The sequence below is a fragment of the Candidatus Equadaptatus faecalis genome (assembly GCA_018065065.1).
Taxonomy (GTDB): Bacteria; Synergistota; Synergistia; order Synergistales; family Synergistaceae; genus Equadaptatus; species Equadaptatus faecalis.
In genome coordinates this window covers 1-18,664 of sequence record JAGHTZ010000012.1, presented here as the reverse complement: position 1 = coordinate 18,664, position 18,664 = coordinate 1, and the positions used below count along the sequence as shown (strand labels likewise).

17 protein-coding genes are annotated in these 18,664 nt (G+C 48.6%); all 17 read right to left on the bottom strand.

The features are described from left to right. A partial coding sequence (locus tag KBS54_00910; GenBank protein MBQ0054696.1) for a hypothetical protein occupies positions 1-452 on the bottom strand: 452 nt, incomplete at its 3' end. 99 nt (positions 453-551) lie between these two features. After that, a complete protein-coding gene (locus tag KBS54_00905) occupies positions 552-1,421 on the bottom strand; it encodes a UTP--glucose-1-phosphate uridylyltransferase (protein MBQ0054695.1) in 870 nt (289 codons plus the stop codon). Position 1,422: 1 nt separating this feature from the next. Further along, positions 1,423-2,769, bottom strand: coding sequence for a phosphoglucosamine mutase (locus KBS54_00900; protein ID MBQ0054694.1), 1,347 nt, complete (start codon positions 2,767-2,769; stop codon positions 1,423-1,425). An 18-nt stretch (positions 2,770-2,787) separates the two neighbouring features. Continuing rightward, positions 2,788-4,068, bottom strand: a complete 1,281-nt coding sequence (locus KBS54_00895; protein MBQ0054693.1) for a hypothetical protein — start codon at positions 4,066-4,068, stop codon at positions 2,788-2,790. After that, positions 4,061-4,888: a diadenylate cyclase CdaA gene (gene cdaA, locus KBS54_00890; protein ID MBQ0054692.1), complete on the bottom strand. Its 828-nt coding sequence runs from the start codon at positions 4,886-4,888 to the stop codon at positions 4,061-4,063. The genes KBS54_00895 and cdaA overlap by 8 nt, the downstream gene beginning before the upstream one ends. Positions 4,889-4,990: 102 nt before the next feature. Next, complete coding sequence (gene mtrB / locus KBS54_00885; GenBank protein ID MBQ0054691.1) at positions 4,991-5,212, bottom strand: trp RNA-binding attenuation protein MtrB; 222 nt, start codon at positions 5,210-5,212, stop codon at positions 4,991-4,993. Positions 5,213-5,232: 20 nt separating this feature from the next. Further along, complete coding sequence (gene dnaE / locus KBS54_00880; GenBank protein MBQ0054690.1) at positions 5,233-8,676, bottom strand: DNA polymerase III subunit alpha; 3,444 nt, start codon at positions 8,674-8,676, stop codon at positions 5,233-5,235. Beyond that, positions 8,677-10,575 carry a DNA polymerase III subunit gamma/tau gene (dnaX, locus tag KBS54_00875; GenBank protein ID MBQ0054689.1) on the bottom strand — a complete coding sequence of 633 codons (1,899 nt, stop codon included), beginning with the start codon at positions 10,573-10,575 and terminating at the stop codon, positions 8,677-8,679. An 86-nt stretch (positions 10,576-10,661) separates the two neighbouring features. After that, the gene (locus tag KBS54_00870) at positions 10,662-11,774 is read right to left on the bottom strand and encodes a M48 family metalloprotease (GenBank protein ID MBQ0054688.1); all 1,113 of its coding nucleotides are present in this window, start codon (positions 11,772-11,774) and stop codon (positions 10,662-10,664) included. 90 nt (positions 11,775-11,864) lie between these two features. Then, a complete protein-coding gene (gene trxB, locus KBS54_00865; protein ID MBQ0054687.1) occupies positions 11,865-12,797 on the bottom strand; it encodes a thioredoxin-disulfide reductase in 933 nt (310 codons plus the stop codon). A 112-nt stretch (positions 12,798-12,909) separates the two neighbouring features. Further along, positions 12,910-14,442 carry an S-layer homology domain-containing protein gene (locus KBS54_00860; GenBank protein ID MBQ0054686.1) on the bottom strand — a complete coding sequence of 511 codons (1,533 nt, stop codon included), beginning with the start codon at positions 14,440-14,442 and terminating at the stop codon, positions 12,910-12,912. Positions 14,443-14,532: 90 nt separating this feature from the next. Next, a complete protein-coding gene (locus tag KBS54_00855; protein ID MBQ0054685.1) occupies positions 14,533-14,940 on the bottom strand; it encodes a DUF3842 family protein in 408 nt (135 codons plus the stop codon). Between the two features lie 42 nt (positions 14,941-14,982). Beyond that, positions 14,983-15,291, bottom strand: a complete 309-nt coding sequence (locus tag KBS54_00850; GenBank protein ID MBQ0054684.1) for a hypothetical protein — start codon at positions 15,289-15,291, stop codon at positions 14,983-14,985. After that, entirely contained in the window at positions 15,291-15,620 is a 330-nt protein-coding gene (locus tag KBS54_00845; protein MBQ0054683.1) for a hypothetical protein, read from the bottom strand. The genes KBS54_00850 and KBS54_00845 overlap by 1 nt, the downstream gene beginning before the upstream one ends. Positions 15,621-15,773: 153 nt before the next feature. Next, a complete protein-coding gene (larC, locus tag KBS54_00840) occupies positions 15,774-16,982 on the bottom strand; it encodes a nickel pincer cofactor biosynthesis protein LarC (GenBank protein ID MBQ0054682.1) in 1,209 nt (402 codons plus the stop codon). Positions 16,983-16,986: 4 nt separating this feature from the next. Beyond that, on the bottom strand, positions 16,987-17,739 hold the full coding sequence (larB, locus tag KBS54_00835) for a nickel pincer cofactor biosynthesis protein LarB (protein MBQ0054681.1): 753 nt from the start codon (positions 17,737-17,739) through the stop codon (positions 16,987-16,989). Then, positions 17,740-18,483, bottom strand: coding sequence for an ATP-dependent sacrificial sulfur transferase LarE (gene larE / locus KBS54_00830; protein MBQ0054680.1), 744 nt, complete (start codon positions 18,481-18,483; stop codon positions 17,740-17,742). Positions 18,484-18,664: the final 181 nt, after the last annotated feature.

The window sequence follows — 18,664 nt, the reverse complement described above, 5'->3', positions numbered from 1 at the left end:
TATTTGCCTTTTTGGATTTTGTAGCCCGCTTTTTCTATGACCGTTTTCCATATTTTGAACGGAGGCGTGTTTTCCGCAAAGGCAGCTGACATAGGCGACTGGTCTTTTACGTCTTCTATGTGGAGCAAATTGTCTTTCGCGTCGTAAAAGAAAAACGCTATCGGTCTGAACGCCGGTTTGCTTGTGTCAAACTCTCTGAGTTCAACAATGTAGGCTACGTTATTTTTCTTCATGTCAGGGTCTTTGAGCATTTCGCTGTCAACAACCTTGATTGTAGCCTGAAGCGTGTTGCTTGGCGTAAGCGTCGCCTTGTTGTTCTGATCGTAGTATTCCGTTCTTCCGCTATGGCTGAATACCTGCACCCAACTGAAAGGCTTGCCTCCGGCAAAGGCTGATGCCGCGAAAACAAGCAGTACTGCAAGAGCCAAGACAAGGCTGGCTGTTCTCTTCATGTTCGTTCCTCCCGAATGTCTTCCGTTATTGCCTGTCAATTATACAACAGGAGTGTGGTAATTTTATGGATAAAATTACTGCTGATTTGTTTGTACCTTTTATATGATATTTTCTTCTTTAAGCACTTCAAGCGCGGCTTTTCGCATTTCAGGGTCATGAAGCGCAAGCTGCAGATTGGCTTTCAGCCAGCCCTCAGTTATGCCGCAGTCAAGTCTTTTGCCTTCGTAGATTACACCGTACGCCGGTTCTTCGGCAAGCATTGCGTTTATTGCGTCCGTGAGCTGGTATTCGCCGCCCGCCCCTGGCTGCAGGCTGCGAAGATATCTGAATATCGCGGGAGAAAGCACGTAGCGTCCCATAACCGCAAGGTTGGACGGTGCCGTACCGGCCTTCGGCTTTTCAACAAGCGATTTTATTTTGTACACTCCGGGTTCGATTTCTTCAGCGTCAACCACTCCGTAGCGCTGCGTGTCTTCGTCCGAAACTTTCTGCAGGGCTATGGCAGAACCGCCGTATTTTTGTCTTACCGCTTCAAGCTGAGCAGTAACAGGTTTGTCCGCAAGCATTACGTCGTCGGGAAGAAAAAGAGCAAACGGGCGTTCTTTGCAGAGCCTTTCTGCGCAGAGTACCGCGTGTCCGAGCCCAAGGGGCTGCGGCTGTTTGGCGAAGCTGAAACGCGCAAGAGCAGGTATTGATGAAACAATTTCCCTGTATTTTTCTTTGCCGTGCGCCGTCAGAAACGCTTCAAGTTCAAAGGAGCGGCTGAAGTGCGCTTTTATCGCTTCCTTGCCTTCGCCGGTAACTATTATAACGTTCGTGCAGCCGGAATTTACGGCTTCTTCAACACCCCACTGTATCAGCGGGCGGTTGAGAAGCGGCATCATTTCCTTCGGCATATTTTTTGTCGCCGGCAGGAAACGCGTTCCAACGCCTCCTACCGGAAATATTGCAACTTCAAGTTTGTCCATGCTAATTCTCCATGCTTTTCAGTATTGCTTTTTCAAGCAGGTCGGCAACGTCGTGCATCAGTTCAGTATCACGTGATTCAACGAATATTCTGATAAGCGGTTCCGTACCTGACGGTCTGAGCAGCATTCTGCCTTTGCTGCCAAGCATTTCTTTTGCTTTTGCCGATGCTTCTTCCACCTCCGGACTGCTCATAACGGCTCCCCTGTTTTTTATGCGCACGTTGCGCAGTATCTGGGGATATTTTTCAAAACGGTCGTAAAGGGTGGAGATGTCTTCGCCAAGCTCGGCGACAGCTGTAAGGAACAACGCTCCCGAATAGAGTCCGTCACCAGTGTTTGCGTAGTCAAGCGCTATGATGTGCCCCGACTGTTCCCCACCGAGACGGCTTCCTTCCCTGCGCATGGTGTCAAGCACGTAACGGTCTCCGACACCGCAGCGGAAAACCTTAATGCTTTCCTTCGCAAGCAGGTCTTCAAGCTCCATGTTGCTCATAACGGTTGCTGTTACCCCGCTTCCCAGAGTGCCTTTTTTATGCAGCCAGCGGCCTACGACCCAAAGAATAATATCACCGTCAATGGTTCTTCCTTTTGAGTCGCAGAGCTGTACCCTGTCCGTATCACCGTCGTAGGCTATGCCTGCGGCGGAACCGTTTTTAACCGTTTCTGCGCAGAGATAATCCATGTGGGTAACTCCAACCCCGCTGTTGATGTTCAGCCCGTCAGGTTTGTTCGCGCCGAAGCAGACAGGAGCCCGCCAGTCTTTGAATATCGGTTCCACAAATGCCGAGGCGGCGCCGTTCGCCGCGTCTATTGTCAGAGGCAGAGTTTTGTCCGATATGCTTCCGATAACTTTTTTAAGAGCTTCCGTGTATTCTTCCACGTATTGTTTTCCGCAGCGGGATACGCCGACGCCCTCTCCTGTCGGATGTCCGCCGCGGCCGAGCAGTTTGTCTTCAATGGCAATTTCGTCTTCATCAGTAAGCTTAAAGCCGTTTTCGTCAAGAAATTTTATTCCGTTGTATTCCGCAGGATTATGAGAGGCGCTGATAACGGCACCCCCTGCAAAATTATTGTGCGACAGGACAAAGCTCACGCCCGGCGTAGGGATTACACCGAGTCTGCAAACGCCGGCGCCTGCCGACATCATTCCTGCACACAAAGAATCTTCAATCATGTTTCCTGAACGGCGCGTGTCTCTTCCCACCGCAATTTCGGGCTTTTCAAAACCTTTCCCGAGAACAAACAGCACGTAAGCGCGGCCAAGCCTGTATGCAAATTCCGGCGTCATATTTCCGAGGTTGGCTATGTCTCTGACTCCGTCTGTTCCAAAATAACGTCTGACTGTCATATTCCTGCCCCTTTCGGTTTATTTTTCCTTTTTGAGAATTGCTTCGTCAGGTTCTATTCTTACTACCCTGATGCCTTTTTTTACGTTTTGGGCTATCAGCGGAAGTTTTATGCTGTCTGAAACAATGCTTGTAACGTCCGCAACTATTTCGCACGGCTGCTCTGTGGCTACGTCAAGCAGGGAGCGCGACGCTTCAACAGAAACGGAAATCTTTGCAGGCGAACATATCCATCTGTCGCCGGGCTTTGCGCCTGAAACCTTGACAGGCACTCCGGCATACACTTTCGACGCAAGTCCTTTTTTCAGGGTAATGTCAATTCTGACGCTGTCAGTACCGGCGAGGCTGACTCCTGACAGGGATGAAGGAAGCGTAAGCGGAAGAATAGTGTAAAGATCCTCTTTTATTCCTGTTATGTCTACCGCAGGCAGTTCTATAAAATGAAGTCCCTCTATGACAGTCTGTTCTCCTGTGACGTTAACACGTTCAGGAGTAAGTTTTACCGAGCTTATTTCGTAGCCGGCAGCAGGCTGCCCGTGCAGTACAGCTTTAAGAGGCACGGCAGTCCCCTCACGCTGAAGTTCGGGCTTCACGACTACTGTTTTCGGATTTATAACAACTCTCTGGACAGGGCTTCCGTCGATGTCCACCGCCGTCAGTTCTGCCGTATAGGTTTTTCCTGCTTCAAGAACGTCGGTCGGAACTCTCGCCTCAACACTGCCGACCTTTGCAAGTTCGTTGCGCGGACCGCTGACAGACGCTGCCGCCGGAAGTATCTCCGCGGCGAACTGTTCAGTTTCTTCCGCTTCCGGTCCCACCGGCTTTATCCTGACACGGAAATTTTTCTCGCTTTTTTTGTAAAGTTCGACTTCAACAAACTGAGGAACACAGGAAACAACTCTGGTGCCTGCGGGAGAGGTAGCGTTTACGGGCAGGCTGTATTTGCCTGATGCAATGTCAGATATATCGACATCTGCCGTCAGCTCGGTTTTGTCGAGCTTTGAAAGCTGCGCCATGTTCCCCGCTATTTTTACGGTAACGCTTTCCGTGTTTCTGAAAGCTGCCATACCCTGTGCAGGGTGTGAGTAATTAAGCGGAACCTTAACCGTACGCGTTATTTCACCGTTTCCGTTCCACGCTACAAAACTCCACAGAACAAGCGCCGCAATCATTGAGATACAGGCAAAAATCAGCCTTGATTTGGCATGGTTCGGATCTTTTCTGTTAGTCAGGTCGCGGCCGGTAAAGGAATAGTCAAGCAGACGCAGTTCTTCCCTGATTTTTTCAAGCGCTCTAATCATTGTCCGCCGCTCCCGTGTTTTTCGGCTGATGAATTTCGTTCTGCATACGTGTCATAAAGCTCATGTCTCTTCCGCCGTATTCAAAATAGTGGCTGCATATTCTGGCAAGCTGTTCGCTGCTCAGAGGCTTAGACAGTCGGCCTGCGACCGCAACGGTTATTTCGCCGCGTTCCTCGGAAACAACCAGCGCTATCGCGTCCGACATTTCCGTGACGCCGAGCGCTGCTCTGTGCCTTGTACCGTACCAGTGCGACAGGTTAGTTTTTTCCGAAAGCGGCAGATAGCAGCCTGCGGCTATTATTTTGTCCTGATTAAGAACAACCGCACCATCATGAAGAGGCGTGCCCTGCCAAAAAACAGATACCAGAAGTTCGTTGGTGATTTCCGCCTCAAGCGGCACGGCAGTGCGCCATATTTCTTTCAGCCCCGTGTTTCTCTGCAGAACGCAGAGTACGCCTATTTTGTTAAGCTTGCAGTACATGAGGGCATCCACAAGCTGCTTCGATTTTTTTCTTACGCTCTCTTCGTCAAATGACGTGACAATTCTTCCTTTGCCGAGTTCTTCAAGAATGCGGCGAAGCTCCGGCTGGAAAAGAATGGGAATGACTATAATAAACGCTCCGAGCAGATGGCTGATGACCCATGACAGCGTACGGAATTCAAGAACGTTGGCAAGGGCGCCGATCAAGCCTATAATCATGATCCCCCGCAAAAGCTGCATGGCGCGGGTTCCCGCAAAAAGCAGCAGCACCCTGTATATAATAAAAGCTACTATAAGAATATCCGGTATATCCTGCCAGCGCAGGCTGATAAAGGACATCCAACCACCTCGCAAAATCAGTTAAAAAATTCTGTTATATCCACAATCCGCAAAACACGCAAACTATGCCGCACTAAAGACAGGCGCATGTTCCGGCAGGGTTCATTTTCCGCTGCATATTTCCCCGTGTTTGGACTGTATGACCGCTTTACCGCGGATTTTCATCGCCGAAATGTTTTCGGTAAACTGTGCAATCCAGACTTCACCGTCGTCAAGCTTTTCGGTATGCAGGAATTTGTTTTCCGTACCGCGCGTGACGCCGATAACCGTTACTCCGTCCTCAAGTGCCTTTACCACTACGTAATCGCTGTCGTTCTCTTTCATTCTCAACTCACCTCAATTTTTTATTCAAAGCTTACCGCGTCCTGAGCAAGAACCGTAAGTTCTTCTTTCAGGCTGTCGTCAGTATCGTCAACCTTTACACGCAGCAGTGAAACAAGATTCCGTTCGCTGCCGGTGAGCTTAAGCCTGACTGCGGCGTTCCCTTTGTGCCTTGCAAGCACGTCCACAAAACGCCTGAAGAACACTTCGTCCGCCGGAAGCTTGTCTTCGTCAAGCACAACGGTAAAATGCCGCGCCAGTTTTTCTTTGTAATCCTGTTCCGTATAAATTTCGTCCGCAAGCACGGAAACGCCTCTGTCTTCCTTAGGCTGTCCCTTGACTATATAGAGTTCGCCCGGAACAAGAAACGGTTTGTAGACCGCCCATACTTTAGGGAACAACACAACCTCAAGCTTTGTAACCGCGTCTTCGAGAGTAATTATACCCATCGGATCGCCTTTTTTCGTGAAGCGTTCCTTGCTGGAAGAAAGCAGTCCTGCCGTTATCAGCGGCTCTTTTGACGTCTGCCACTGTCCGGCGTTTTTCAGCGGACAGGTAATGTACGGCGCAACAACGTTTTCAAATTTGTCAAACGGATGACCTGAAATGTAAAGCCCCGTGCTTTCTTTTTCATATTCAAGCTTTTCCCGCAGCGAAAAATCCTCTGTTTCTACAAGCTGCGGAATATCCGCCTCATCGTCAAGCCCCACGAAAAGACTGCCCTGATTATTGTCCTGATTCTGCCGCGCGGCAACGTCCATAAAGAGCTGCACGGATTTAAGCACGCTTGCCCTGTTCGGCTCAAGACTGTCAAACGCGCCCGCCTTGGCAAGGCTTTCGACAACGCCCTTGTTCACCTGACCGTTTGAAACGCGTTTGCAGAAATCCCAGAACGATTTGAAGTTTCCGCCTTCGCTGCGTGCGGCAACTATGCTTGCGACTGCTTTGTCGCCAGCCTTGGCTATTCCTGAGAGCCCGAGGCGTATAATACCGTTCACGGCGGAAAATTCTTCCATGGACTCGTTTATGTCAGGCGGAAGAACCTCGTATCCGTCGTCGCGAACCCTGCGTATGTAATTTCCGAGTTCCTCCATGCCTGAGCCGATTACGCTCGTCAGATAAGAGGCAAGGAATTCCGCCGGATAATGCGCTTTCAGCCACGCCGTGCGGTAGCTTATAAGCGCGTAGGCGACGGAATGTGATTTGTTGAAGCCGTAGCCCGCAAATTTTTCTATTTTGTCAAAAATGTCGTTCGCCTGCGCGGCTGTAACATTATTTTTTGTCGCACCGGCAACGAATTTGTCACGCTGCTCCGCCATAACCTCTTTCTTTTTCTTTCCCATTGCCTTGCGGAGCTTGTCTGCCTGACCGAGCGTGTAGCCCGCAAGTATGGACGCACTCTGCATAACCTGCTCCTGATAGAGCATAACCCCGTAGGTTTCTCTCATGCATTTTTCGAGCGCAGGGTGGAAATACTGAATTTTTTCCTCGTTGTGCTTGCGTCTGACATAGGATTCAACCATTCCGCTCTCAAGAGGTCCGGGGCGGTACATAGCCACAAGAGCAACCATATCCTCAAAGCAGTCAGGCTTCAGCCTTTTTATAAGCTCCGTCATTCCCGCCGATTCAAGCTGGAATACACCAAGCGTATCGCCTCTCTGCAGCATTTTGAAGGTGTCTTCGTCGTCAAGAGGGATTTCCGTTATGTCTATGTTTCCTTTGCCGTTGCGTTCTATGTTGCGCAGCGCTCCCTGTATCATTGAAAGCGTTTTCAGACCAAGGAAGTCCATCTTGACAAGCCCCAGCTGAGCCACAGGGTCCATTGAATACTGCGTTACTATCTGTTCTCTGTTCTGTTTGTCAAACTTTCTGAGCGGAACCATGTCTATAAGCGGCTTCGGGGTAATCACAACTCCCGCAGCGTGCTGTCCGCAGTGCCTTGCAAGTCCGACTATCGGGGAAGCGAAATCAAGCAGACGCTTTACCTTAGGGTCGTTGTCATACAGCTGCTTCAAATCGGGCACCATGTTTATCGCCTCAGGTATCGTTTTGATACCCGTTTTCAGCGTATTCGGTATAAGCTTCGTAACCTTGCGCACATCAGGCACAGGCATATCCAAAGCTCTGCCCACGTCCGTTATTGCCGCGCGTATCATCATTCGGTCAAACGTTATAATCTGCGCCACATGATCCTTGCCGTACTTCTGCACAACGTAGGCGATAAGCTCTTCGCGCTGTTTGTCCGAAACGTCGGTATCAATATCGGGCATGCTTATTCGTTCAGGATTGAGGAAACGCTCAAACAGCAAATCAAAACGCAAAGGGTCAAGCTCCGTAATACCCAAAGACCACGCGACAAGGGAGCCTGCTGCGCTTCCCCTGCCCGGCCCGATTGGAATTCCCCTTGATTTGCACGCCATAATAATGTCTGAAACTATAAGGAAATAGCCGGGAAAATCCATGCGCTCTATTACGCTCAGCTCGTAGTCCAGCCTTTTTTGATATTCTTCCGGAACGCTTTCGGTTTTCAGCTGTCTGCGCAAGCCTTCGTTGGCAAGTTTTTTCAGGTGGGAGTTAAGCGTTTCTCCCTCAGGTATAGGAAATTCGGGCAGATAATAATGCCCTGTGTCGTATTCAAGCTTTACGTTGCAGCGGTCGGCAATTTCCTGAGTGTTAATCAGCGCCTCAGGCAGTTCGCTGCCGAATATGTTCCACATTTCTTCAGGACTGCGGAAATAGTAATCGTCCCCTGTAAATTTGTAGCGGTTCGGATTGTCAACGCTGCTGTTCGTGCCTATGCAGAGCAGAACGTCGTGCCATTTTGAGTCTTCCCTGTTCAGGTAATGAGCGTCGTTTGTCGCTACAAGCGGGAAATTATACTTGCGGGCTATATCAACAAGTCTTTTATTCACTATTGCCTGTTCGGGAACGCTGTTGTGCTGAAGCTCAAGGAAGAAATTTCCCTCGCCGAGAATGTCACGATACATACAGGCGCAGTCTGCCGCGCCTTTTTCATCGCCGGAAAGTATAAACTGCGGTATCTCGCCTGCAAGACACGCGGAAGATGCAATCAGTCCCTTGTGATATTTGGCAAGCAGTTCGTGGTCTATTCTCGGCTTGTAATAAAAACCGTCGGTATTCGCTATCGACACAAGCGTCATAAGGTTGTGATAGCCTTCTTCGTTTTCGGCAAGCAGAACAAGGTGATTGTTCTTGCGTTTTCCCTCCTGGCAGAGGTGCCCCTCAGGGTCAACGTAAAGCTCGCAGCCCATAATCGGCTTCACTCCGACCTTGTTGCATTCAAGATATAGGTCAACACAGCCGTACATTACGCCGTGGTCTGTAAGAGCAAGCGCGTTCATGCCGAATTCAGCGGCACGCTTCGCAAGATCAGGGCATTTGTTAGCCCCGTCAAGCAGACTGTATTCGCTGTGTACGTGCAGATGCACGAACGGTTTGTCGGTCATTTAACTGTCGCTCTCCGAACCGTCGGAAACGTTGTCTTCTTCGACGTAAAGTATTTCCGCTCCGACAAGCTTAAGCATGCGGTCTATGGAAGCATCCGCGCCGCGGGGATTTTCCGAAACGGCAGAAATTGGTTCGGCAGTTCTGTCTGCGGTATCGGAAACAAAAACAGGCTGTTTTGAAACCTCAGGAACAGGAGCTTCTTCTCTATTTTGCGGCGGAGCAAAACCGAACACGCCGCAGACAGCCTTTTCAAGCAATGCCTGTTTTTCCGCGTTTTTCAGTATGTTTTCGTTTCTGCCGTTTCTGACAAAAGCAAGCTTCCACGAAGCTCCGTCTTTAACTATCTCGGCATCAAGCAAAGCCGCGCAGAGCAGCAGCTTATCTTCGGGAAACGCTTCCGCAAGCTTTGAGAAAGTCCCTCCGAGCTTTTCGCAAAGAGCGGAAGCGTCGTAAGCCTCATTCTCAGACGGCTTGGCAAACGGCATCGGGTAGGGAATAATATCGTTGTCAGCCGTCTGCTGCTGAACGTTATTCTCCGTTCTATCTTCCCCGCTGTTTGTTATTTGCGTTTCTTCGTTATCAGCTCTGACTTTTTCGTTCTCTTTTACCAGCTCTTCGTTCTTCGTTCTTTGTTCTTCGTTCTCTTTTACCTGTTCTTCGTTCTTCGTTCTTCGTTCTTCATTTTCTTTTACCTGTTCTTCGTTCTTCGTTCTTCGTTCTTCGTTCTCTTTTACCTGTTCTTCGTTCTGCGTTCTTCGTTCTGCGTTTTCTTTTATCTGTTCTTCGTTCTCTTTTATCTGTTCTTCGTTTTCACTTATTCCGCCCAGACCGAGCAGAATAAGACCTGAGAAAATTTCAGTTTTCATTCCGTATTTTGCACGCGGCATAAGCTTGTTGCAGAACATACAGGCAGCCTTAAGCTGTGAGCTCGTCCAGTTCGCGGCTTCGCGGCGAATATAGTCATGCTCCGCTTCGGAAGCCTCAACGGCGTTAAAGCTGTTTTCGCCCCAAAGCGAGAACATCCATAAATCCCTGTACAAATTGAACAAAGTTTCCGCAAATGTTTCAACGGACACGCCGCGGCTGAAAATCTCGTGCAGGCGCTTTGCCGCCGTTTCAGGCTCCGTGCGCAGCTCTGTAACAAGCATTTCAAGTTCTGTTCTGCTGCTTCCGCCAAGCAGCCCTTTCAGGCTTTCAACCGTAAGAGCTCCGCCGCCGAGGGCAACCGCCTGCTCCGTAATTGACAATGCATCGCGGAGAGCTCCGTCAGCCTGACGCGCGATTTCCCATACAGCTTCGGCTTCGGCCTCAATGCCCTCTTTCCCGCAGATGAAAGAAATTCTTTTTACAAGGTCAGACATTGAAATTCTGTGGAACGGAATATGCTGGCAGCGTGAGCGTATCGTAACGGGCACCTTGTTCGGTTCAGTCGTCGCAAGCATGAAAACAACGTTTGAAGGCGGTTCTTCAAGCGTTTTGAGCAGCGCGTTAAACGCCTGCTCCGTAAGCATGTGTACTTCGTCTATGATATATATTTTATAGACTGCGTTAAGCGGCTTAAGATTGACGCGCGATTTCAAATCGCGAATCTCGTTTATGCCGCGGTTGGACGCTCCGTCTATTTCAATTACGTCAAGATGCTCGCCTGCGGCTATTGACGTGCAGTTTGCGCACTCGCAGCACGGCTCGCTGTTTTCTTTCGGGGAAAGGCAGTTCAGAGCCTTGGCAAGAATACGGGCAACTGACGTTTTTCCGCAGCCTCTCGGACCTGAAAAAAGATACGCGTGCCCTATTCTGTTTTCGTTAAGTGACTGCTGAAGCACGGACACCGCCGCCGACTGTCCTACGACGTCGGAAAAATTCTGCGGTCTGTAGCGCCTGTACAAAGAAACATACATGAGACATTCCTCCCCTGCTATATTATTTTAACAGGAAAAAACTGTTTTTGTCCCAAAAATTCCTAAAAATTTTTATGACATTAATTTTACAGGAAATAATCGGTGAACGGATTTCTGCCGCGCAGTTCTATAAGGTGGGCATTCACGGTGTCGCGTATCTGCTGAAGCGACGGAGCACCCTCCGGCAGTTCTTTGGCATAGACAATCACAGAACCGAGAACGGCAAGAGCCTTGCCAATCTCTGTATCCATTATGTAAAAGTCAAACGGTGCAAGCTCAAGCTCTATACTGCGTTCAAGCACGGACTTAAGGCGCTGCAGAAATTCTTCGTTGGAGACAGTCATGGGAAGCGTTACGATATTGATTCCGTCAACGTTGAGGTAAAGTTTTTCAAGCGGCAGGGATTCTTTTATTTCAAACTGCAGGACAGAATTTATCTTCTTTCTCTCAACGCGTATTCCGCGGCTTTTCATGTATGCAAGGGCAGAGGCAATGCGTTCCTCTTCTTCGGGGTGTGTCTGATAAATGCCGAGCTGCGAATATGAACGGGTGCGTATGGTTTCTTCTTTAAGCAGTTCCATGAGAACAAGCATCGCAGAGGGGTTGTAGCCTGCATTGTAAAGCGCCTCTATACCGCGTTCGTCGGCTTCCTTTTCAAGCTCTATCGTGTAGGAATTAACCATAGCGGTCTGAAGAGCGCTGCCGACAATGGCGGCGCCTGCCCCAGCCCCCGCGACCGCCGCTAAAATTCCGGCTATTGAAACTACATTGAGTTTAGAATTTTTTGCCGTCTGAACAAGCACGTGAGCCCTGTCCGCATGGACAAATTCGTGTGCAAGCACAGCGGCGATTTCGTCATCGGTTTTAAGCGCGTCAAGCATTCCCGTGGTAATGTAGGTATAGCCGCCGGGGAGCGAAAAAGCGTTCATCTCGTCCGCCTTAAGAACGCGCACCTCGTAATGAAGCAGACGGGACATCTGCGGTATAAGGCGGTTGGCTATGTGCGCAAGCTTTTTTTCAAGCTCAACGTCAACAAGGCGCGACATTGAAGCTTCAACCTCCGCCGTATATTTACGCCCCATTCTGATTTCTTTTTCTATCGTCTTTTCGGTAGGTTCAGGCGATGCGGAGGCATAAACAGGCAGAGCGCAAAAAACAAGAAGAATAGCGGACAAAACTGCTTTTGTACAGCACCTCACCGCACCCACCTCCTGTTTTCTTCAATTGAAAGTTCCGGTTACGAAAATTTCGCGTCTTTAAAGAATGAGCAAACTATAAGCTGTATTTTATCAGATGAAATACGGATTTCTTATATATTTGTACGCCGACATTGCGGAAATAGCTCCGTCGCTTACCGCCGTCACCACCTGGCGGAGCCCCTTTGCCCTGACGTCGCCGGCTGCGTAAACGCCCGGAATATTCGTCGCCATTCCGTCATCCGTTATTATCCATCCGGATTTATCCCTGCTGATACTCTCTTCAAACTGCCCCAGACTGAGCACCGGTTCCGTACCGACAAACACAAAAACTCCGCTGACAGGCAGCTGCGAAACAGTGTTTTCAATCAGATTTTTGATTTTTAATGAGCTGACAAAACCTTCGTCTCCGTCAATACTTTCAACAACAGTATTCATAACCGGCACAATTTTTTCATTGCCAAGCACAGCGTCAACAGCGGATTTGTCCGCGCGGAACTCGCCGCGCCTGTGTATCAGATAAACCTTGGAAGCAAAATTTGTAAGATATTCGGCTTCCTCAACCGCGGCATTTCCGCCGCCGATAACGGCTACCTCAAGGTCTTCAAAAAATGCCGCGTCGCACACCGCACAATAGCTAACGCCTGCACCGGTATATTCCGCCTCACCCGGACAGCCGAGTTTTCTGAAACGGGCACCGGTCGCAATTATCAGCGCTTTGGCAGATATAATACCCTTGTTTGTCTCTATAATTTTGTTTTCTCCGTCAGAGCAGACGGAAGAAACTTCACAGTCTCTTATTTCAACGCCGAGCGCAAGAGCATGCTTTTTGAACGAAGAAGACAGCTCCATGCCGCTTGTGCTCTCAACACCAGGCCAGTTGGAGATTTTGTCGGTAAGATTTATCTGCCCTCCGACAGCGCCTTTTTCAAGAACAACAACGTCAAGTCCGGATCTTTTTGCGTAAATCCCTGCGGTCAGCCCCGCAGGACCGGCACCTATAATTACAAGTTCCCTTGCTTCCATTCTATCCGCCTCCCGTTATTTCCGCTTAAATTATACACTAAAAAAGCACACCGGACATAAACATCCGCTTTACGTCCGGCATATCAATTATCGGCAAACACTGTCAGCTGCTTTAAAATTCAACAGACGTTCGCAGCATAATTACGTTGTCAGCGCCGTATTTTAACACGGGGGACTGTACTCTGCTGTTTCCGTAGTCAAAATGGTCAAAGTAAAGTGTAAATGAAATGGCAGAATTCATTTTCCATGCTGCATACGCGCCAAGTTCGTACGTATTGTCATAACCAGGCGTTCCGTAATCTGCATGAGCATAGCGTATGCCTGTTGTAAATTTGTGATTCCATTCGCGTTCAAGTCTTGCAAAGATAAAGTTTGTGCTTTCGCCATTAATAGGCATATTGTCGCCTACGGAGCAGTGAGCGCTTCCCGCTATTGCATAGCGGTCGTAATATGTGTTCCAGAAATTATTGTCATGTCTGTTGTATTCAAGCCAGACAGAACCGAATTTCAGCAAATCCTGACCGAGATCAGCCACGACCTTCCATGACACGGGATTGTCTTTATAGTCTCCGGCAACAGTTTTTCCGTTATTCTGCCGATAACAAACCCCTATAAGCTTTGCACCCTGCATAAATTCCCAGCCGAAATATCCGGCATAAGTTTTTGTGTCCCAGTCTTTTGCACCGGTGCTTTCTTCGGTATTGCCGTTCATTTCGACAAAGTCTTTCGGTGCATCATTGCCAAGGAACCAATAACCTGTTGCACCGAAAAAAATTCTTTCGTTCGGCTGATATTTCAGATCCAAAACAGTATGGGTTCTAAAATTGTCATGGTCTCTGAAATCGGCATTATCATCGTCCGTTCTTCTGTTGCGACCGATTATTGCAGTCGCGCAAAGCTTGTTAAATCGTTTTTGCAGTCTGAAACCGTCAAGTCTGAAATGTCCGAATATCACGTCGTTATCTGAAAAAAGTCCGTATTCTTCTTCAAAATCAACTCCGAACCGTCCTATACGCGCGTCAACGTTCCACTCAGGAATAACAGTATCAATGTAAAAATGTGTGAGCATGTGTTCAGATATGTCTCCCATACCTGCCTCTGAATTTTCAGAGCCTGCACCGTCAGCTCCCATACGGAATTCTGAATAAAAGGAGGTATTTTCATTTATCCGGCGGGTAAGATAAAGATACATCTGCTCTTTGCGCCATTCGTTTTTCATGCCGGTGTTTGCCCAGCCGCCTTCCTGACTGCGCACAGCGTCAAACATACAAGTGCCGGATAAATTCCAGCTGCCGCTTCCATTTTCGATTTTGACCAGCCGTTTGTCGATTTTTTCAGTATTAACGGCAAGAGCAGTCAGTTCTTCTTTAAATTCTGCAGCAAGCTTTTTGAGCATAGCAGCACTTCGTTCTTCGCAATGACCTGATGAAACTCTGTCGGCGGCTTTTGCGATTACAGACGCAATTTCGTAACGTGTCACAGTCTGTCCGTCTGCAATGCTTTCGGATATTATTCCGTCAGCTGCAAGCTGCCTGACAGCATCATACGCCCAATGAGCTTCCGGCAGTCGTGCAAAAGAATCCGAAGCAAATGCCGTACCTGAGCAGCAAAGTATAAAAATTAAGCACAATACAACCTTTTTCATATTTTTTTCCTCCCGTCAGCCGTCAGCAGCTGCACAATAAAACGCGGTTTTCATTCTTGAAAACCGCACACCTTCCTGGTTGCATTGTAATTATTTCTGTAATTTTTTAACTTCTTCGACTGCTTCCTGTATCAGTCTGCCAAGTCCCTTGTCGCTTATTCCTACAATTACGTTTTCACAGTGATTAAAGGGTATCAGTATTCTTTTCGCTTTGCTCTGCCCTATTGCCTGTGCCATTTTCGGCGTTATTTCGCCCAAAAGCGCGTCGGCAATAACTATCGCCGCCGGCCCGACTATAACGTCCGCAGTCCTGCAGGCAACAATAACAGGATTTTCCCCGCTTGCGGCACGGTCTGCACCGGCTTTGAGCATTGCGGTAGCCGCTATGGAGTTTGTCCCGACGGCGGTTATATCCGCAGACGGAAGCGCAAGTTTTATTCCTGCTACAAGCTGTTTTCCGACTCCTCCGCCCTGCGCGTCAACAACAACTATTTTCATTGCATATTCCCCTTTGCTTTTTTCAGAGAATATTATAGCAGATTACTTTTTCCCGAACAGTCTTGTCCTGATTGTTCCCTTAGGATCTTTGATCAGCAGGTAAACAACCCATATTACAAGGGCAAGAGCCGTCACGTAAAGTCCGAGAAAGGCATCGTTCAGCATTACCGCCGGTTCCGGCGTGAAGTATGTCGTTCCAAGTTCCGAGTATTCAAAACAGGCATCGACAAACCACATCAGTGATGCGCCCCAGAACATCCAGCAGAGTATGTCAACCCGCAGCTCGTTTTTACCGTTGTACCACACCACGGTGGAGACAACAGAGGCAAAAATGGCAATCAACAGCGTCATTAACGGACTGATTCAGCCTGCCGTTTTTCGTAAACGGCGCATACCGCAAGCATTGCGCACCAGACTGCCGTGCAGAGCAGCGCCATGCATACGCCTGCAGTTGACATTTCAGCAAACATTTTCTCTCTGCCCGCCGTAAGGAACGGTGTAAACGGAACTATTTCGCCGTGCCAGAAATGCTCAAAGGCAAGCAGCACAGAGCCGCCGGTGAGAAGTTTTGTAAGCCAGCCAAGTTTGTGTGAAAAGGATATTTTCCCCTGTTTTTCCGCACTTTCAGAGATAAGTTTTGATACAACCGCTTCGGTTGCCGGAACGATGAAACATGCCATAAAAATCCCTCCCTAAAAATAAAGAAAGCGCCGTTTCCGTTCTTCTGAACGGAAACGCACGCCTTCTGACGTACCGTGTCTTGTATCATACTAACCTTTTCTGCCGCCGGCTTCCTGCCGGCAACTGTATTTTAATACTTCAGTTCATTTTTGTCACTTAATTTCTTTCTGCACTTCACGAAGCGATACGTTATTTTCACGTGCAAGCCTTGCCAAATCTTTGTATTCCGCTTTTTCTCTGACACATCCGCAGCCTTTGGACTTTTTTAGTCTGACTTTTCCAAAACGCGTTTCACAAACGTATTCAGTCCGCGACATTTTCCATCTTCTGCAGCGGTATTCTCGAATACCAAGCGTTGTCGTATGCTTGAAAATAAGCTTCAGCAGTTCTTCTCTTTTGTCCGCGTCACACATACAGGTCAGCATAAATGCCGCACGCCCTTTTTTCATAACTATCGGCGTCGTATAAACGTCCAGCGCCCCTGCTGACAACAGCTCTTCTGCGGCAAAAGCAAGTTCTTCCGAAGTCATGTCGTCTATGTTGCAGCACAACTCCGCAACGTCACCCGCGTTTTCTTCGGTTTCACCTAAAAATGCCCTCACGCAGTTTGCTGCTTCATATTTTCTTGTTCCCATTCCGTAGCCTGTTTTCAGTATCGTCATCGGCGGTCTCTGCTCAAAATCCACTGTGAAATATTTCAGAAGAGCAGCCCCTGTAGGCGTACAGAATTCGCCTTCAATACCTCCCGCAAAGCAAGGAACGCCTTCAAGCAGATACGCAGTTGCCGGTGCAGGGACAGGAAGAATTCCGTGGGCGCATTTAATTTGTCCGTAGCCAGTACGAACCGGCGAAACGTAGATTTTTTCCGCGCCGAGCATTTCAAGAAGCATACAGACAGAAACAATGTCGGCGACCGCATCAAGTGAGCCGATTTCATGGAAATGCACTTCGTTCACTTTGCAGCCGTGTGCCCTGCTCTCGGCATCTGCAATCAGTCCGTATATTTCCGCGGCATTGTTTTTTACGCTTTCAGGCAGAGACAATTCTGATATTACATGTTTAATGCCGTGCAGCGCACTGTGTTTGTGCGGATGCTCCGGACCGTGTTCATGCATGTGTCCGTGTGCGTGTTTCATAATATATTCGTCTTCTTCAATGCCATTTACCGAAACTGCGAGGCGTGCACCCGAAATTCCGCAGCTTTTGGCTTTTTCGGCGCATACTGTTACGCCAAATTTTTCAAGCGTACTCATGCGTTTGAGGAATTCCGCTTTGCCGCTGTCGTCAAGAAGTTCGTAAAGTGCCGCCCCAAGCATATCGCCGGCAGCGCCCATACTGCATTCAAGATATATTATCTTCATGTTGTTATGCCCCCAGATGATTTATAAGGCTCGCCTGATAGGCTGCGCCGAAACCGTTGTCAATGTTAACGACAGAAACCCCGCTTGCGCATGAGTTAAGCATTGCAAGCAGCGCCGAAATACCGCCGTAAGACGTTCCGTAGCCGACGCTTGTAGGAACGGCAATAACCGGACATTCCGCAAGACCGCCTATAACACTTGCCAAAGCTCCCTCCATACCGGCTATAGCTATTATTGCCCTCGCCGACATCAACTCCTCCAGATGTGCGAGAAGCCTGTGAAGCCCCGCAACACCGACGTCGTACAGACAGACGACTTCGTTTCCGAAAAATTCGGCTGTCAGACGCGCCTCTTCCGCAACAGGCAAATCGCTTGTACCTGCGCAGGCAATTACAATTTTTCCTGCACCGTCAGCCTTTTTTATTTTTCCGAGAGTGCAGGTACGCGCTGTTTCGGAGTAAGTTATTTCAAACTTTCTGCCGATTTTTTCCGCTTTTTCTTTGGAAAGGCGTGAAATAAGGACTGCTTTCTGTCCGCTCTCATACAGCTTTGAGACTATTGCCAAAATCTGTTCCGTGGTTTTTCCTTCCCCGTATATCACTTCCCCCGCGCCGTTTCTGATCCCCCTGTGAAAATCAGGCTTTGCAAAATCAAGCTCGGCAAACGGGGCTGTCTTCAGTTTCATAACGGCTTCTTCAACAGAGGTTTTCTTTTCTCTTACGTTTTGCAGCAGTTCTCTGAGTTCAGCAGCTTCCATTTATCTTCCCTCCCTGTCAAGACTTGCGGTATCAAAATATTTTTCCAGCTCTGAGCAAAGCAGCGTTTCCTCAGTCATGGCACGTTCAAGCTGTGCTCTTGACACAATCAGCCGCGCAGAACTTCCGTCAGTTCTTATTCTGAAATCAGCGTAACCTGCGCCGCGCAGTTTATTTTCTGCCGCCTCAAGTTTTTCAAGCAAAGCAGCCGTTAGTTTTCCCCCCGTTCTGACTCTTGTGGCAAGACAGGAATATGACGATATATTCCATGTGGGCAGTCCGGCTTCTTTTGAAAGACAGCGAATGCGTTCCTTGGTCAGCCCGGCTTCGCGCAGCGGAGAGCGTATTCCGAGTTCCAAAAGCGCCTTCATTCCGGGACGTTCGTCAAATTTGTCATCAGCATTCGTACCGTCCGCAAGAACAGTACAGCCGTCTTTTAACGAAGCTCGCAAAATCAGTGACAGCATATTCCTTTTGCACAGATAGCAGCGGTTTTCAGGATTAGACACAATTTCTTTGTCGGCAAGTATATCGGCTTTAAGCACTGTAAGAGGCACGTTCAGAAAATTTGCGATTTCTTTCGCGATGTCAAGTTCAAAGTCGGGCTGAAAAGCAGTTTTGACAAAATACGGATGTACATCAGCACCGCATTTGCGTGCGGCATACAACAGATAAGAGGAATCGGTTCCTCCCGAATACGCTATCGCAGTCTTTTTGTTTCCGGCAAAAAATTCTTCAAGCTTCATATACTGACTCCGACAAAAAAAGAAAGTACACAAATTCCCTTCAGGGGAAACTGCATACCTTCCTGATACACAATATATCCGTGGACTTCCTGTCCGCTCGCTTATTTTAACATTCAAACGTCAGCGTGTAAATCGCTGAACATAAATAAAAGTACACAGTAAATAATACGTCTGCCTGACC

Excerpts from the sequence above, each read along its gene's own strand:
- KBS54_00855 (MBQ0054685.1), bottom strand. The coding sequence starts at position 14,940 with ATGAAAATAGTTGTTGTTGACGCGCAGGGCGGAGGAGTCGGAAAACAG.
- KBS54_00845 (MBQ0054683.1), bottom strand. The coding sequence starts at position 15,620 with ATGGCATGTTTCATCGTTCCGGCAACCGAAGCGGTTGTATCAAAACTT.
- larB (MBQ0054681.1), bottom strand. The coding sequence starts at position 17,739 with ATGGAAGCTGCTGAACTCAGAGAACTGCTGCAAAACGTAAGAGAAAAG.
- KBS54_00850 (MBQ0054684.1), bottom strand. The coding sequence starts at position 15,291 with ATGACGCTGTTGATTGCCATTTTTGCCTCTGTTGTCTCCACCGTGGTG.
- dnaE (MBQ0054690.1), bottom strand. The coding sequence starts at position 8,676 with ATGACCGACAAACCGTTCGTGCATCTGCACGTACACAGCGAATACAGT.
- KBS54_00905 (MBQ0054695.1), bottom strand. The coding sequence starts at position 1,421 with ATGGACAAACTTGAAGTTGCAATATTTCCGGTAGGAGGCGTTGGAACG.
- trxB (MBQ0054687.1), bottom strand. The coding sequence starts at position 12,797 with ATGGAAGCAAGGGAACTTGTAATTATAGGTGCCGGTCCTGCGGGGCTG.
- cdaA (MBQ0054692.1), bottom strand. The coding sequence starts at position 4,888 with ATGTCCTTTATCAGCCTGCGCTGGCAGGATATACCGGATATTCTTATA.
- larE (MBQ0054680.1), bottom strand. The coding sequence starts at position 18,483 with ATGAAGCTTGAAGAATTTTTTGCCGGAAACAAAAAGACTGCGATAGCG.
- mtrB (MBQ0054691.1), bottom strand. The coding sequence starts at position 5,212 with ATGAAAGAGAACGACAGCGATTACGTAGTGGTAAAGGCACTTGAGGAC.
- KBS54_00860 (MBQ0054686.1), bottom strand. The coding sequence starts at position 14,442 with ATGAAAAAGGTTGTATTGTGCTTAATTTTTATACTTTGCTGCTCAGGT.
- KBS54_00895 (MBQ0054693.1), bottom strand. The coding sequence starts at position 4,068 with ATGATTAGAGCGCTTGAAAAAATCAGGGAAGAACTGCGTCTGCTTGAC.
- dnaX (MBQ0054689.1), bottom strand. The coding sequence starts at position 10,575 with ATGTATGTTTCTTTGTACAGGCGCTACAGACCGCAGAATTTTTCCGAC.
- KBS54_00900 (MBQ0054694.1), bottom strand. The coding sequence starts at position 2,769 with ATGACAGTCAGACGTTATTTTGGAACAGACGGAGTCAGAGACATAGCC.
- larC (MBQ0054682.1), bottom strand. The coding sequence starts at position 16,982 with ATGAAGATAATATATCTTGAATGCAGTATGGGCGCTGCCGGCGATATG.